This is a genomic window from Mycobacterium sp. MOTT36Y (genome assembly GCF_000262165.1).
Lineage (GTDB): Bacteria > Actinomycetota > Actinomycetes > Mycobacteriales > Mycobacteriaceae > Mycobacterium > Mycobacterium intracellulare.
The window spans coordinates 1,904,632-1,919,692 of record NC_017904.1; the positions used below are offsets into that span (position 1 = coordinate 1,904,632).

Below are 15,061 nucleotides of genomic sequence, written 5' to 3' on the forward strand. Positions count from 1 at the left end.
GTCACGCAGTCCCTTCAAGTTCGATGTCGAAGGCGGCTAAGTACTTGTCGAACACGGGCCGGATCCCGTCGACAGTCAAGCCGTACTGCTCCAATGAGTAGGCGGCAGAACCGAACCGATCTTGAGGATGTTCGGCAAGCCATCGACGCATCCGCTCAACGGTGGCATCGGTGAGTTCATCGCCGGCCCAGTCGTAGAGACTGCGCATCACTGAAATCGGATCACGCATCATTTCCGAGTAATACATGTCGAAGAAGCGGTCATCTCCGATGCGGTCGCGGACTCGAAGTGGGCGGGTGACGTGCGCGCGCATCTGATTGGTGGCCTTGCGGCCGAGCGCGTGCCGGTCGATGTCTGCTTCATTCATCACCACCTGCTGGGGCATCATCAGCAGGTTGCACAGCGAACCCGTGGCCTTGAACGGGTCACGATGCGCCCAAATAATACGCACGTCGGGGAACACGGTCAGCAGGGTTTCGATGTGCACCGCGTGCGATGGCATTTTCAAGTTCCAGGTGCCAGGCGCCTTCGATTGCAGGATTTGCAGCACCAACTTTTGATACTCATAAGTGCTTGTCATGTCCGCTTCGCCGATGAGCCATTCGGAGTATCGAGGAGTGGGCTGCCATGATTCCCACGACAGGGCCTTGAAATCGGCGGCGTGGATGAACATGTCCTCGGTCGGACCATCCGCGTCTTCCCAGTGCGGGATGGCGACTTTGGCCTTCCGCACCATCTTCAGCATCACCTTCTGCTCTTCCAGGAGGGCCAAGCATCGCGGATCACTCTTCAGAGTTGCAGTGGTCGCGGGTGGCACCGGGTGGATGCACTCCCAGTGCAGCAGCGAGCGGCGTGCCGGGTCTTCGCCCAGTAAATAACTGATCACCGTGGTGCCTGTGCGCGGCATCCCGAGGGTGACGAGGGGCCGTTTGATCTCCTGCTCGCGCACTTCGGGGTGGCGCTTCGCGTAATCGTGCACTTCCAGGCGGCTCGCGAGGACCCGCGCGAAGTTGCTGATCAGGTATTCGCGGCCGGAGTCGGTGATCAGCGGCGAGGAGTGAATTTCGTCGAGCAGGATCGCCAATCCTTCGCGCCAGGAATCGGAATCGATTTCGCGTAAACCGCTGCGCTGCTGCGCCAGGCGGAGGACGTCATCGGGGCTGCGGACCGCACGGTAATCCACCGCGGACGGCGTGTCGGTGCTCATACGGTCAGGTACCCTCCGTCGACGGCGATGGTGGTCCCGGTGATGTACCTGGCCGGTTCACTGCACAGGAAAAGCACTGCTGCCCAACAGTCTTCAGGCTTTCCGGGACGCGCGAGCGGAGTATGGAATCCGATTTCAACATCGACGATTTGCGGGAGGTTGATGCCGGGGTCACTCAGTCGCGTGTGGATGAGGCCGGGTGCGACGGCGTTGACGCGGATGCCATCGTTGCACCAGCGGCGCGCGAGGTTCCACGTCAGTGCGGTGAGTGCCGCTTTCGACGATCCGTACCCCGGTGACAGGATCGCCGAACGGAACGCTGACATCGAGGTGGTGTTGACGACGTTGGCGCCGCCGGGTGCCGTGCTGCTCTTGAGCAGACCCTCACAGGCCATAGTCAAACGCATCGCGCCCAACAGGTTCTGCGTCAGGGACAGGGCGAACCCTTCTGGCGTCCATTCGTCCTTCCACTCCGGGAAAGGGCCGCCCGCGTTGTTGACCAGAATGTCCAGTTCGCCGAGCGACGCGGCCAGTTCGTCGACTGATTTTTCGTCGCGGAGCTGGCATTGCCGGTAGGTGAATGCGCTGAGGTCGTCGTCATAGTCTTCGGCTGACGCACGGGTCCCGGTGATGGAAACCGCGGCACCTGCCTTGGCGAATTGGGTGGCAATCTCCTGTCCGATACCGCTCGTGCCGCCGGTGACGAGTACCTTGGCGCCGGTGAAGTCGAAGGTGACCGCGTTCATGCCGATAAACCTTTGACGGAGTGCTCAATCCAGGCCTTCACCCAGAAGTTGTCTGCATCGCTGAGCAGATGCTCGTGTGCGGCAATGGCGACACCCTTCGCGGCCGCGTTGGAGTCGTCGCCGGCCAGGATCAGATCGGTCAAGTGCAGCGCCTCGACCGCCTGGCCGGCGTCCAGACGCGCGCGGGCAGCCGCGACGAGTCGTTCAGGGCCGGCGGCCGCCACGACATCCGGCGCGACCGACCACGGCGGGATGGGGAACAGCTCGGTGGTGGAGCGGTGGTGGAACCAGCCGCCGTAGAGCTCCCAGATGGCGCGGGAGTTCCACGTGGTCCGCCCGTAACCCTCGCCGACGTCGAAACGTTCGGGCAGGTGGATTTCGTTCATCAGGCTGTAGAAATCGGAGCCCGACACCATGGCATCGATGACGCGGTCGTGTACCCACTGCATGGCATCGCGCATGGCGGTGACCTCGGTCGCGATAAGGTCCGCGCCGTCGATGGGGTCAAAGTGTCCGGTGATGAGGCGATCGGGCTGCAGGGACAGCACCAGATCCAGCGCCTCGATGTACTGGATCGGATCGCGGTACCGGTCACCGCGGATCGTCACCAGATTTGGGACGTGACCGAACAGCGGGCCAAACAGGTTGCCGGTGAATAGGACTCGGCTTTCGGGTAGCCATGCAACCAGTGCATCGGTGGTTTCGCCTCCGGGCGTCCAGTGCAGATCCACTTGCCTTCCGCCGACGTTCAGGCCCAGGTGACGATCGAACGTCGTAGTCGGCTCGGGAAACGACATGTCGAGCAGCGACATGTCGACGTCCTTGAGGTATTCGAGTGTTGCTCTGGTGAATTTCTCGAAGGCAAAGGCCGTGTTGCGCACTCGGACCGGCAGGAGTCGCTCGTTGTCGTCGCGCCAATAGTGGTAATTGGCGTGCATCACCACCGCGGTGTCTGGTTCTCGAAGTGCGGAAACTCCGCCCCAGTGGTCGCCGTGGCCCTGGGTGACGATGATCGTGTGGGTCGGTCCCGGCACCGCCTGGTAGGCCTCGCGATGCAAAGGCCCCTCGTAGAAAACTCCGGCGTTGATGATGACCCGCCCGCTGTCGGTCTCTACGGCATAGGAGTTCGACACCCCTGGTGACATCCAGATGCCATCACCCAGCGACGTCGCTGGTTGACCCGAAGCAGCCGCAATCGCCTCGACACCGGGTCGGCGGTGATGAATTGACGCCATGCGCCGTACTTCCTCTCCACTGGCCGTGAGGCGTGGTCCAATCGGCCGGGCTTGCTATATCGAATATTCGATATACAATCGATATTGTGACACCGAGCGTAATCATGGGTTCCCATCCGCGTCAATCCGTTTCGCCACCCACTGATCGTGTGGTCGCCGTCATGAGCCTGTTGGGCGGTGCCCCAGACCGCCGTTTCACGGTCACCGAAGTCGGTCGAGCGCTGGAAATCAGCAGAGCGACCGCACACGCAGTGCTCAATGCACTGGCCGTTCACGATTGGGTAATCCGGGACCCCGAGTCTGGTCAATTCAGTTGCGGCCCAGCCGTCGAGACATTGGCTCGTCCGTCCGGGGCAGGACGACGGCTCGTGCGAGCCCGCCTGGCTGAACTAGCAATTGAACTTCAGATGCAGGTTCTGCTGGTACGGCGCAACGGAACTGACATGACGGTGATCGACACTGCTGGTCAGACGGCAACAGCTGCCCAGGTGGGCCTTGGCTTTCACGTCCCGTTCCTGGCCCCTTTCGGCCGCGAGTTCGTCGCGTGGGCCGATGACCAAACGCATGGGGCTTGGCTCGCACGCTTGAAAGCGGCGAGGCCCGAATTTCGTTCTCGCATGGACGAAGTGCTGGCCGACGTGCGCGACCGCGGCTACGCCATCGAGCGTCTGAGCCCAGAATGGCTCGCCGTGCACACTGCGCTTCAAGCGCTGAGCGGGCATGGCGACATCGACATCGTGACCACCAACCTCGCCGCTGCCATCGCCGACGGCACCGTGGTCGACTTCCTGACCAGGGAGCTCCACCCTGGCCAATTGAATGAAGTGGCCATGGTGATGGCTCCGGTGCGGAACGGCGACGGCGCGGTCGTAATGTCGCTTTCGGTGATCCCCTTCGCGTCGCTAGAAACGACTGTCCTGAAGGAGTTGGGTCAGCGAATGTGTCGCACCGCCGCCGAACTCGAAACGGTCATTGCTCGCTATGAGGCGACGTGATTAGGCAATGCCGCTGCCCGCCAGCGACTAGCGCCTCTTGAGTCCGCTACCCAGAAATCCCCGCACCACGAAGCCGCGGACGAAGGCCGCGACCACCTCGTCGTCGCCCATGTCGAGGTAGGGCGACGGAGTGGTGAACAGCGAGAACAGCATCCGCGCAAACCATTCCGTTGCCGAACGGATGTCGAGGTCACCGCGGACCTCGCCCGTCAGTCGCGCGGCCGAGACATAGGGCGCGAGAAACTCGCTGCATTCCCGCAACAGGGTCGACGCATTCTTGGTCAACATCAGGCTGACCTCGTCTTGATCGAAATAGGTTTCGGGTTCGACCACCCGGCGGGCCTGCGTGACGAAAACGCCCGCCCGGACCAGTTTTTCTTCCAGGGTGCTGCCGCCGTGGCGGTCGATCGCCTTGGCCAGCCTGCGATAGAAGCGCTGAGACGCCGCCTCCGCGCAGGCTTCGACAATGGTCTCCTTGTCCCGAAAATATTCGTAGAAGGTGCTTCTCGACACGTCCGCGGCGCGAGCGATATCGACGATCGTCGTCTTCCGCAACCCGTGCGTTCGGAAGCACGCGAACGCCGCCGAGATGAGCACCTCGCGAGTGTCGACCGCCGTTGCGTGCGTCATCTGGAATCGCGGCTTCCCTGCTCAGTGGTCGGGTGCGAGGATCAGACCGCTCGTCGGCACGCCCGTGCCCGACGTGACAAGCACGTGTTCGACGTCGTCCACCTGATTGTGCGACGTGCCGCGCACCTGGCGGACACCCTCGGTGATGCCGTTCATGCCATGGATATAGGCCTCGCCGAGCAGTCCGCCGTTGGTGTTGATCGGCATCCGGCCACCCAGCGACAGTTCCTCGACCGAGACGAAGTCCTTGGCCTCGCCGCGGCCGCAGAATCCGAGCTCCTCGAGTTGGGTGAAGACGAACGGCGTGAAGTGGTCGTAGAGGAATGCCGTCGAGATGTCTTGCGGTTTGAGGCCCGAATTGCGCCACAGCTTGTCACCGACCACGCCCATCTCGGGCAGGCCGGTGATCTCATCACGGTAGTAGCTGGTCATCACCTCGCCATCGTAGGCGGCTCCTTGCGCGGCGGCGGTGATGACGGCGGGGGGCTTGGCGAGGTCGCGCGCGCGCTCGACACTCGTGACCACCATGGCGACGCCGCCATCGCTTTCCTGGCAGCAGTCGAGCAGCCTCAGCACGGGTTCGATGATCCACCGCGATTGTTGGTGTTGCTCAAGGGTTATCGGCTTCTGGTAGAACCAGGCGTCGGGATTCTTTGCGGCATGCTTACGGTCGATGACCGAGATCTTGCCGAAATCGGCGTTGGTGACGCCGTATGTGGTCATATAGCGCTGCGCGTGTAACGCGACCCAGGCGGCCGGCGTCATGAACCCGAACGGCGCATAGGGAGCCATCCACAGCGGCGTCACTCCCGGCTGACGGCCGGCGCCACCGAAGCGGAACCCGGAGCGCTCGTTGAACGCTCGGTAGCACACCACCGCCTCCGCCACGCCCGTCGCGACCGCCATCGCGGCCTGCATCACCGTTCCCGCGGCGGCGCCACCGCCGTGGGGGACCCTGGTGAAGAACGTCAGGTCCCGGATCCCGACATTGCGGGCGACCTCGATCTCCTCGTTGTCGTCGACGCTGAAGGTGACCATGCCGTCGATGTCGGCGGGACGAAGACCGGCGTCGCCTATGGCGGCTTTGACTGCCTCGCAGGCCAGTTGCATCTCGCTGCGGCCCGATTCCTTGGAGAACTCGGTTTGGCCGATCCCGACGAGCGCGGCCTTGCCGCCAATCCCGCAGGAGCCCCTGTTCATGCATCCACGCCTTCGAGCAGGCTGAGCACCGCGGTTCCCGAGACGTGGTCGCCGAGGCTGTTGGCGCCCCTGAACGTGACCTCGATGAATCCTTCGCCGTCGGCCGACGATTTGTCCGTGACCGATCCGGTGAAGCGCATCGGATCATTCGGGTAGGCCGGGACGCCGAGGCGAATGGACAACTTTTTGATCATCGCCTCGGGGCCCGCCCAGTCATGAAGGAACTTCACGCAAAGCCCATTAGTCGTCAGGATGTTCAAGAAAATGTCTTTGGATCCCTGGGAATTCGCAAAGTCGCGGTCATGGTGCACGGGCATGTAGTCGCGGGACGCGATGGCCCCGGCGACGATCAGTGTGGTGGTCACCGGGACGTCCATCGGGGTGACTTCCTCGCCCACGTTGATGGAATTCCATGCGCGCGTGGTGGTGCGGTCGACGGTGGAGGTCATGCGTTTCCTTCCGGGTATGCGGCGCCGAGGCGGGCGAGTTGTTGGGGGGCAGAGCCGAGCGAGAGCTCGATCTGCTTGGCCCACAGGAAATAGCGATGAAGCGGGTAGGTGACGTCGATGCCCATGCCGCCGTGGACCTGTTGGGCTGATGCGACGACCCGTGCACCCGCCTCGGCGGCCCAGAATTTGGCGATGGCGGCCTCGCGGGCGGCGGGTCGGCCTTCCGCGATCAGCCACGCCGCGTGCCAGGTGGTCCACCGAATCGCCTCGACGTCGATGAATGCATCGGCCAACCGCTGCTGCACGGCCTGAAATGAGCCGATCGGCCTGCCGAACTGCTCGCGCTCGCCGGTGTAGGACGCCGCGATCTTCAACGCGCGCTCGGTCACCCCGACCTGCATGGCGCACAGTCCGACGAGCGCCCTGGTGTACAGCGAGTCGACGGCATCCCGGCCACCGGCCTCGTTGAGTCGGAGCGCGACGGCCCCAGCGAACTCGACGTCGGCGTAGGGCTCACCGTTGGTGGTGATTGCCGGTGTGACGACGACGCCCTCGGTGGCCGTCTCGACGACGAACAGGCCCGGTCCGTCGTCCGCGCGTGCCGAAACCACGATGGCGTCGGCAAGCTGCGCTGCGGGCACGAGTTCCTTGACGCCGTCCAGGATCCAGGCGTCGCCATCGGGCCGTGCGGTGGTGCGTGGGGCGGCCGGGTCGGAGCTTCCCGGTTCGGCGAGCGCGGCGGTCAGTATCGTGCTTCCGTCCACCACCTTCGGTAGGTACCGTCGCTGAGTGGTCGAGTCACCGTGCCGCGCAATCGTATCCGCGCCGAGCACCAGGGTCGCATAGACCGGCACCGGCGCAACACTCCAGCCCACTTCCGCGAGCAGCACGCCGAGGTCGAGGAAGCTGCCACCGCTGCCGCCAACCGATTCGGGTAGCGCGATGCCCAGCAAGTCCGACGCCGCCAGCTCACGCCACAGTGCGGGGTCGAAACGAATCTCGCCCGATTCCAACTCGGTGAGGTGCTCGGTGGTGGCGCGGTGCTCGAAGAGCTGGCGGGCCACCTTGCCGACGGTCTCTTGTTCTTCGGTGAAGGAAAAATCCATGTTCGCCTGGTGCCTCGTGTTCAGCGGGCGGGCCGGAACTGGTGCAGCACCAGCTCGTCCCCGCTCGGGATTGCTTCGAACGTCTCGTAGAAGACCTCGACGGGCATACCGACGTCGATGGCCGCCGGTTCGATATCGCACAGGTTCGACACGATGCGCACACCTTCGTCGAGCTCGATCAGTGCCACGACGTAGGGGTATTGGAGGAAGGGGAGCGGCGGGTATTGCGGCATCACGAAGCTGTAAACCGTTCCGCGCCCGGTTGATTCGATGGAATCCCAGTTGAGCGACTGGCAATTTCCGCACATCGGGCGGGGCGGCACCCGCAACGTCTTGCAGTCGGCGCAGCGCTGGATCAGCAGCTTGTGGTCCTTGAGGCCCGACCAGAAGAATTCGGTGTCCGGGCTGATCGACGGAGCAAGTCTGGTCGCCATCAGTCCCCAGCCGTTCCGGCGGGGGCCCCGCCCGTCTTGAATCGCAGCGTGCGGAACCATTGGCGGCCGATGACTTCGCCGTTCTGATCGCGGTAGGTGGTCACCCACGTGACGAAGAATCCTTTGCCCATCGCGGTCGTCTTCTCGTCGGAGATCGAGTCGAACACCGTCTCACCGGTGATCTCGTCGCCGACGCGGGGATAGCGTTCGATCTCAAACTCAGAGTTCGTCGCGATGATGCCCGTGTAACCGGCGTCGGAGAGGAATTGCAGCGGGTTCGTCTTGATCTCGATCGGCACGCCGCCGCGCTCATGGATGCCGGCGAGCTTGGGCGGCGGCATCGTCCAGCTCTGCAGCATCACCGGCGGGGAAACCAGGCCACCGTAGCGGGAGTTCTCCGCGAACTCGGGATCAAGGTAGGCGGGATTCATGTCGTCCAACGCGTACGCCCAGTGCCGGATCATCGCGGCGTTCACCGGATCAGGGGCGCGGGAGGGTCTGCCGACTCCGTCGGTGGGCGTCCCGATCAACGCGTCGAGGCGCTCGCGCAGGTCGTCTTTGGCTAGCTCTGTCACGTGGATTTCTCCTTTCCGGAGGCCCGCACGTCTCGGGGTGCGCGGGGCATCCCGAGGCCGGCCATAGCGATGATGTCGCGTTGAAGTTCGTTGGCTCCGCCGCCGAATGTGTTGATGACCGCCAGCCTGTAGGCGCTCTCCAGCTCGCCCTTGAGCGGAGCCGCCGAGTCCTTGCGGACACCCGCCTGCCCGACGACTTCGAGCAGCTCGCGGGCGACCTGTTGAGTGAGTTCGGTGCCGAAAACCTTTGCCGCCGAGGCCTCGCCCATACCGAGGGCACCCGAGCTCATCGTCGCGTTCACGCGCAGGTTCAGCAGCCGGTAGGCGGCGACCTGCGCTTCCACCCGGGCCAGGGCCTGCTGCACCCAGGGCTGATCGATGACCATGCCGTCGTCGAGCGGTGTCGTCGACGCCCACTTGAGCGTCTTGGCGAAGAGCGGCTCCAGGGCACCGAGGTTGCCCAGGGCGGCGCGTTCGAGGTTGAGCTGGTTCGTCACCAGCGTCCAACCCTGGTTTTCGCCGAGCACGATGGCGCTCTCGGGTACCCGGACGTCATCGTAGAACGTGTAGTACGTGGACACCCCCGGCATGGTGTGTAGCGGCTTCCAGGAGAACCCGGGCGAGTCCGTCGGCACGATGAACAGGGTGATTCCCTTGTGTTTCTTGACGGTTGGGTCGGTGCGCGCCGCCAACCAGATGTAGTCGGCGAACTCCGCGCCGCTGGTGAACATCTTTGAACCATTGATGACGAACTCGTCGCCGTCCCTGACCGCGGTGGTCCGCAGCGAGGCGAGGTCGCTCCCGGCGCCGGGCTCCGAGTAACCGATCGCGAAATCAACGGTGCCCTTGAGGATCGCCGGGAGGAACTTGGCCTTCTGCTCCTCGGTGCCGTACTGAATGAGCGTGGGGCCCACAGTGTTTAGGGTGACAAACGGCAACGGTGCGTTGACCCTGCGCGCTTCCTCCGAGAAAATGTACTGCTCCAACGCGGTCAGCCCGCCGCCACCGTATTCGACCGGCCAGGCGACGCCGAGCAACCCGGCATCGCCGAGCGCCCGCCGGCACTCGGTCATCGCGGCGCCCCCCTCGGTGAGGTTGGCGACGGCGGCGCGGCGCTCCGGGGTCATCACCGCCTCCAGGCGCGTCCGGTAGTCCTTTCGGAGCTGCTCCTGTTCGGGCGTGTAGTCGAAGTCCATCAGTTGCCCGCCCCCAGTCGGATTGGCATGCGTTTCACGCCCGGCACCATGGTTGCGCGCAGCCGGGTCACGTCACCGGTGAGCTCGATCGTGGGAAAGGCGCCCAGTAGCACCTCAAACATCACCCTGGCTTCCAGGCGCGCGAGCTGGGCGCCAAGGCACGCGTGCTCCCCGGCCCCGAACGCGATGTGCGGGTTGGGATTACGGGTGATGTCGAACTCTTCGCAGGTGGGCCCAAAGATCTCTTCGTCGCGGTTGGCGGAGCCGTAGAGCATGACCACTGTGTCGCCCGCCCTGATCTGCTGGCCGCGGATCTCGACGTCCTCGGTCGCGCGGCGGGCCATGTGGGTGACCGGGCTGGTGAATCGCAGCATCTCCTCGACCGCGCTGGGCAGCAGCGACGGGTCCGATCGCAGCAGCGCGAACTGGTCGGGGTGGTCGATCAGCGCCAACGTGCCCAACGCGATCAGGTTGCGTGTGGTTTCGTTGCCGGCGACCAACAGCAGGAAGGAGAAGTTGAGCAGATCCGCGTCGGTGAGCCGCTCGCCGTCGACCTCGGCCGCGGCCAGGATGCTCAGCAGGTCGTCCTGCCCGCTGACCTCGCCGGACCGCCGCGCGGCGATGAGCTTGGTGAAGTATTCGTACAGCTCACCGAGGGCGACGATCGAGTCCAGTTCGATGTCCGGGTCGGCGGTGCCGACCGCCGCGTCCGACCACGCGCGGAACTGCTCCCAGTCTTCGGGAGGGGCACCGAGCATCTCGGCGATCATCCGGGTGGGAAGGGGCGCGGCGATCTCCTCGGCGAACTCGTACTCTCGCGACGGCTCGACACTGTCCACGATGCCCTTCACGATCTGGCGCACCTTGGGCTCGAGCAACTGCACCTGCCGGCGGGAAAAGCCGGAGTTGATGAGCTTGCGGAGCTGCCGGTGGCGGGGAGGGTCGGTGAAAATGAGGTTGCCTTCCTGAACGGGTTCAGGCTGGCTGGGATCCGGAATCGTGATGCCCTTCGTCGACGAGAAGGTCAGTGGGTGGCCCGAAACGTAGCGGACGTCCTCGTACTTCAACAGCGCCCAGAAGTTCGTGACGTCGTTCCACACCACTGGCGTCGTGTTGCGGAGTTCCCGGTAGACCGGGTAGGGATCGCCGGCGTAGAAGTCCGGAGAGTGCAAGGGAACAGTAGTAGTGGGCACCGCATGCCTTCCTTGGACACTGGGCTGGCCGGACAGATAACGCAAGAATGTCCGTTTCCATGCTGTCTACAGGAGAGCCAGATCATCTGTCAATCGCCGCATATTGGGCTAAAACTGGCTCAAATTAGCCGTTGACGGCGTCGCGGTCGGCGTGTACACACAGGTTGAGTATGTAAGTTATCTCGGTGGCGTCGCCCGCGCTGCTTCACGATCGTGCAGTCAGGAAGGCAGGCAGGATGGCTGGGTCGGGTTCGCTCCTCGAGGCCTACGGTCACTACATTGACGGCCAGTGGACCGACCCGGACTGCGGACGCTACGACGTCGTCAATCCCGCCACCGAGGTGGTGATCCAAACGGCGCCCGATGCGAGCGTGGCGCAGGTCCGGCAGGCGGTCGCAGCGGCCAGGTCCGCCTTCGACACGGGCCCGTGGCCCGCGGCAGAGCCCGCGGAACGGGCCCGATGCCTGCAACAACTCAGCGATGCGCTGATGGCCAGGAGCGAGGAGATCTACGCACTCGCGCTGGCCGAGTGGGGTTGTTCCGCGAACGAACGGCTGATTCACGTCGACGGACCGGCATTCATGGTCGGCCATGCCGCCGAGCTCGCGGCGGAGCCCGCCGAGGCACCGATGGATGCCTGGGGGGCCGCGGGCACCACACTGCTGCGCTACGAACCCCTCGGTGTGGTGGCGGCCATGACGCCGTGGAACTTCCCGCACACCCTCAACGTCATGAAGTTGGGCGCGGCACTGGCGGCGGGAAATACGCTGGTGCTCAAGCCTTCCCCGCTGACACCGCTGGCCGGGCTGGCGTTGGCGCGAATCATCGACGAGGACACGGACATTCCCCCTGGCGTCGTCAACGTGGTGACGCCGACCAGCGTCGAGGCCAGCAGGAGCCTGACCCTGGATCCCAGGGTCGACATGGTGAGCTTCACCGGTAGCTCTGTCGTCGGCCGCGACGTGATGGCGGGAGCGGCGACCACCATGAAGCGCGTTCTGCTGGAATGCGGGGGCAAGTCGGCGACCATCCTGCTGCCCGACGTCGACGTCACCGACGACCTGTTGGAACGGCTGTTGTTCGAGGGATGCACGATGCATGCTGGTCAAGCCTGCATTCTCAACAGCAGGTTGCTGCTGCCCGAGGCGATCCACGACGAGGTGGTGGACCGGCTCGCCGCACTGTCCCGCGAAGTCGTGATCGGCGATCCCGTCGATCCGGCGGTCACCATGGGTCCGTTGATCAGCCGCGAGCACCTCGACCGTGTCGAGGGCTTCGTCAAACGCGCCGAAGCCGACGGTGCGACCGTCGTGGCCGGGGGAGCCCGCCCGAAGGATCTGAACAGCGGTTTCTATTTCGAGCCAACGATACTCACCGATGCCGCCGCCGATTCGTATATCGCGCAGGAGGAGGTGTTCGGTCCCGTGCTGACCGTCTTGCGGTATCGCGACGACGATGACGCGGTGACCATCGCCAACAATTCGTCTTATGGCCTCGGCGGCGCGGTGTGGGGAAGCGACATCGACCGCGCGGTGGCCATCGCCCGGCGGATGAGGACCGGACAGGTATCGGTCAACGGCACAATCCCCGGAGACGCGCCGTTCGGAGGCTTCAAGCAGAGCGGCATCGGTCGGGAGGGCGGCGTGATGGGACTGCGGGCCTATATGGAGCCCAAGGCCATCGGGATACCCGCGTGAACCGACCCCTGGCGGGCTTGCGCGTCGTCGAGTTGGCCTCCGAGATCGCGGGTCCCTATTGCGCGAAGCTGCTGGTGGACCTGGGCGCCGACGTGCGCAAGGTCGAGCCCCCGTCAGGTGACCCACTGCGCCGTTGGGGTCCCTTTCCCCCAGAGGGCCCTCATCCGGAGCGAAGCGGGCTGTTCGAGTACCTGAACGCCGGAAAGTGCGGCGCCACGGTTGATTTCGCGCAGGAACGTGGCCTTGAGGTCCTGCGCGAGATGATCTCGCAGGCGGATGTCCTGGTCGAAGACTTACCGGGGGGCGCACCTGAGCGCCGGGCGTGGGGTCTGGACGCGCAAACCCTGGCCCGGGTCAACCCGGATCTCGTCGTGGTCCGGATCTCCAGCTTCGGCCAGGAGGGGCCACTGCGTGACCGGGTGACGACTCCGCTGACCCTGCAGGCGGCGGCGGGTTGGATCAACGTGCGCGAGCCCGGCCGGGCGCCGCTACAGGCCGGCGCCCGCATCCCGGAATACATCGCGGGCGGATACGCGGCCCTCGGCGCGCTGACGGCCCTACGCGTCGCCACGGCCGAAACGCACCGGCCGGTCGAGGTGGACGTGTCGATGTTCGAGTCGCTGTTGGCGACGCTGCCCTATCCCATGCTGATGGCCGCCCGCTTGAAAAGCCTTGGCTTGCCGACGAATTCCAAAGCCGCGCCGATGCTGGGTATTGTGCGTGCCTCCGACGGCTGGATCGGGATCAACTGCCTGACCGGTCAGCATTGGCTGGACGTCTGCGCGATGGTCGGGTTGCCCGAGTTCGGCGACCACCAGCTCGCGATCATGCTCGGCGGGCCCGAGCGCGACGAGTTCTTCGCCAAGGCCCAGCCGTTCCTGGAATCGATGTCCGTCGCCGATCTGGTCGAATTGAGCCAGGCCATGCGCATACCCGCGGCGCCGATCACCGACGGCGACACGATCCTGGGCTGCCCGCAGTATGCGGAGCGAGGGTTTTTCGTCGACGCGGCCACCGACGGATGGCGATTCACCAGGCCAGGCGCGCCGTTCCGGCTCTCGAAGACCCCGGTACCGCCGCCATTGCCCGCTCCCGCCCTCCGAACAAACGGAGCGCAGGCCAAGTGGAGCAAGCGCGACGCACCGCGCCCGACGGGTGACGTCGCCGACGTCTCTTTGCCGTTCGCCGGGTTGAAGGTCTTCGACTTGAGCACTTTCTGGGCGGGCGCGTATCTGACGTGCTACCTCGGTGCGTTCGGGGCGGACGTGATCAAGGTCGAATCCATTCAGCGGCCCGACGGACACCGCTACTCGGGCTCGCTGCTGCGCGAGAGCGACGACTGGTACGAGCGCGGGCCGCTGTGGCAGGGAACCAATCTCAACAAGCGCGACATCACGCTGGATCTCACCTCTGCCACCGGTCGAGAGTTGGCGCTGCGACTGGCTGCGGAGGCCGACGTGGTGGTGGAGAACTTCTCGCCGCGCGTCGTCGAACAATTCGGACTGGATTACGACTCCATCGCGCGGGTCAATCCCGGCGTGATCATGGTGCGGATGCCCGGGTTCGGGCTCCAGGGGCCGTGGCGCGACTACGTGGGCTGGGCGCTGAACATCGAACAGGTGTCAGGCATGTCGGCCGCGACCGGTTATGCGGACGGCCCGCCGTGCAATCTGCAGGGGCCCGCCGACCCGATCGCCGGCGTACACGCCTGCGTCGCGCTGCTGGCCGCCCTCGAGCACAGGCGGTCCACCGGCGAGGGGCAGCTGATCGAGGCGGCGCAAATCGAGGTCGGCGCGGCGGTGACAGCCGAACCCGTCATCGAATACTCGTTGACGGGATCGGTGCGCCCGCGTGAGGGAAACCGCCACCGCGAATACGCGCAGGGCGTCTATTCGACCGGCAATGTCGACGAGTGGGTCGCGCTCTCGGTGCGTCATGACGATGACTGGCGAGCGGTGCTGGACGCCATTGACCGCCCCGACCTGCGCGACGACCCGAGATTCGCCTCCGCTGCAGCGCGCCGGGAACACCACGACGAATTCGACGAGGTACTGGCGAATTGGACGTGCGAGCGAACCGCGGAGGAGGTCGTGGCGACGTTTGGCCGGCATGGTGTGCCCGCCGAGCGACTGTTGACGGCCGATCGGATGTATGACGTCGAGCAACTCGACGCGCGCGGCTTCTATCAGGACCTGGACCATTCGATCACCGGCCGACAGAGGTTTCCCGGCTGGCCTTTTCGCATCTCGCCGGGACCCATACACCAGCACAGGGCCGCCGCGCCGACACTCGGGCAGCACAACGCCGAGGTGCTTGGAGCGCTTGGACTTTCCGCTCAGGAGATTGCCGCGTTGCGGGAGCAACGAGTGATCGGGGAACGCGTTCTCAACGCATAGTC

General features: G+C 64.9%; 14 protein-coding genes. 3 read left to right on the top strand and 11 right to left on the bottom strand.

Features of this window, described 5'->3' with window-relative positions; all coding sequences use genetic code 11:
• Position 1 precedes the first annotated feature (1 nt).
• From W7S_RS08895 to W7S_RS08905, 3 genes are read right to left on the bottom strand one after another with little or no spacing between them, the layout of a single operon-like run.
• Entirely contained in the window at positions 2–1,207 is a 1,206-nt protein-coding gene (locus W7S_RS08895) for a sulfotransferase (protein ID WP_014711333.1), read from the bottom strand.
• The gene (locus tag W7S_RS08900) at positions 1,204–1,953 is read right to left on the bottom strand and encodes an SDR family NAD(P)-dependent oxidoreductase (protein WP_014711334.1); all 750 of its coding nucleotides are present in this window, start codon (positions 1,951–1,953) and stop codon (positions 1,204–1,206) included. Before W7S_RS08900 ends, W7S_RS08895 begins: the two co-directional genes overlap by 4 nt.
• Entirely contained in the window at positions 1,950–3,188 is a 1,239-nt protein-coding gene (locus tag W7S_RS08905; RefSeq protein WP_041297818.1) for an alkyl sulfatase dimerization domain-containing protein, read from the bottom strand. The genes W7S_RS08900 and W7S_RS08905 overlap by 4 nt, the downstream gene beginning before the upstream one ends.
• A gap of 104 nt (positions 3,189–3,292) precedes the next feature.
• On the opposite strand from W7S_RS08905, the gene W7S_RS08910 reads away from it, so the two are divergent.
• A complete protein-coding gene (locus tag W7S_RS08910; protein WP_081490083.1) occupies positions 3,293–4,183 on the top strand; it encodes a helix-turn-helix domain-containing protein in 891 nt (296 codons plus the stop codon).
• 27 nt (positions 4,184–4,210) lie between these two features.
• On the opposite strand, the gene W7S_RS08915 is transcribed toward W7S_RS08910, so the two are convergent.
• Genes W7S_RS08915 through W7S_RS08950 form a run of 8 tightly spaced genes read right to left on the bottom strand, consistent with a single transcriptional unit; the run spans position 4,211 to position 10,945 of the window.
• Positions 4,211–4,813, bottom strand: coding sequence for a TetR/AcrR family transcriptional regulator (locus W7S_RS08915; protein WP_014711337.1), 603 nt, complete (start codon positions 4,811–4,813; stop codon positions 4,211–4,213).
• A 21-nt stretch (positions 4,814–4,834) separates the two neighbouring features.
• The gene (locus W7S_RS08920; RefSeq protein ID WP_014711338.1) at positions 4,835–6,013 is read right to left on the bottom strand and encodes a lipid-transfer protein; all 1,179 of its coding nucleotides are present in this window, start codon (positions 6,011–6,013) and stop codon (positions 4,835–4,837) included.
• Positions 6,010–6,462 carry a MaoC family dehydratase gene (locus W7S_RS08925; RefSeq protein ID WP_009956512.1) on the bottom strand — a complete coding sequence of 151 codons (453 nt, stop codon included), beginning with the start codon at positions 6,460–6,462 and terminating at the stop codon, positions 6,010–6,012. The genes W7S_RS08920 and W7S_RS08925 overlap by 4 nt, the downstream gene beginning before the upstream one ends.
• On the bottom strand, positions 6,459–7,568 hold the full coding sequence (locus tag W7S_RS08930; protein ID WP_014711339.1) for an acyl-CoA dehydrogenase family protein: 1,110 nt from the start codon (positions 7,566–7,568) through the stop codon (positions 6,459–6,461). Before W7S_RS08930 ends, W7S_RS08925 begins: the two co-directional genes overlap by 4 nt.
• Positions 7,569–7,588: 20 nt before the next feature.
• Positions 7,589–8,002 (bottom strand): Zn-ribbon domain-containing OB-fold protein, encoded by a 414-nt coding sequence (locus tag W7S_RS08935; protein WP_014711340.1) that lies wholly within the window; start codon positions 8,000–8,002, stop codon positions 7,589–7,591.
• Positions 8,002–8,577 carry a MaoC family dehydratase N-terminal domain-containing protein gene (locus W7S_RS08940; protein WP_014711341.1) on the bottom strand — a complete coding sequence of 192 codons (576 nt, stop codon included), beginning with the start codon at positions 8,575–8,577 and terminating at the stop codon, positions 8,002–8,004. The genes W7S_RS08935 and W7S_RS08940 overlap by 1 nt, the downstream gene beginning before the upstream one ends.
• Entirely contained in the window at positions 8,574–9,773 is a 1,200-nt protein-coding gene (locus W7S_RS08945) for an acyl-CoA dehydrogenase family protein (protein WP_008255398.1), read from the bottom strand. The genes W7S_RS08940 and W7S_RS08945 overlap by 4 nt, the downstream gene beginning before the upstream one ends.
• A complete protein-coding gene (locus W7S_RS08950; protein WP_008255399.1) occupies positions 9,773–10,945 on the bottom strand; it encodes a cytochrome P450 in 1,173 nt (390 codons plus the stop codon). Before W7S_RS08950 ends, W7S_RS08945 begins: the two co-directional genes overlap by 1 nt.
• 257 nt (positions 10,946–11,202) lie before the next feature.
• Here W7S_RS08950 and W7S_RS08955 point away from each other — a divergent pair, with 257 nt between their 5' ends.
• Positions 11,203–12,663 (top strand): aldehyde dehydrogenase family protein, encoded by a 1,461-nt coding sequence (locus W7S_RS08955; RefSeq protein WP_008255400.1) that lies wholly within the window; start codon positions 11,203–11,205, stop codon positions 12,661–12,663.
• Positions 12,660–15,059: a CaiB/BaiF CoA-transferase family protein gene (locus W7S_RS08960; RefSeq protein WP_008255401.1), complete on the top strand. Its 2,400-nt coding sequence runs from the start codon at positions 12,660–12,662 to the stop codon at positions 15,057–15,059. Before W7S_RS08955 ends, W7S_RS08960 begins: the two co-directional genes overlap by 4 nt.
• Positions 15,060–15,061 lie beyond the last annotated feature (2 nt).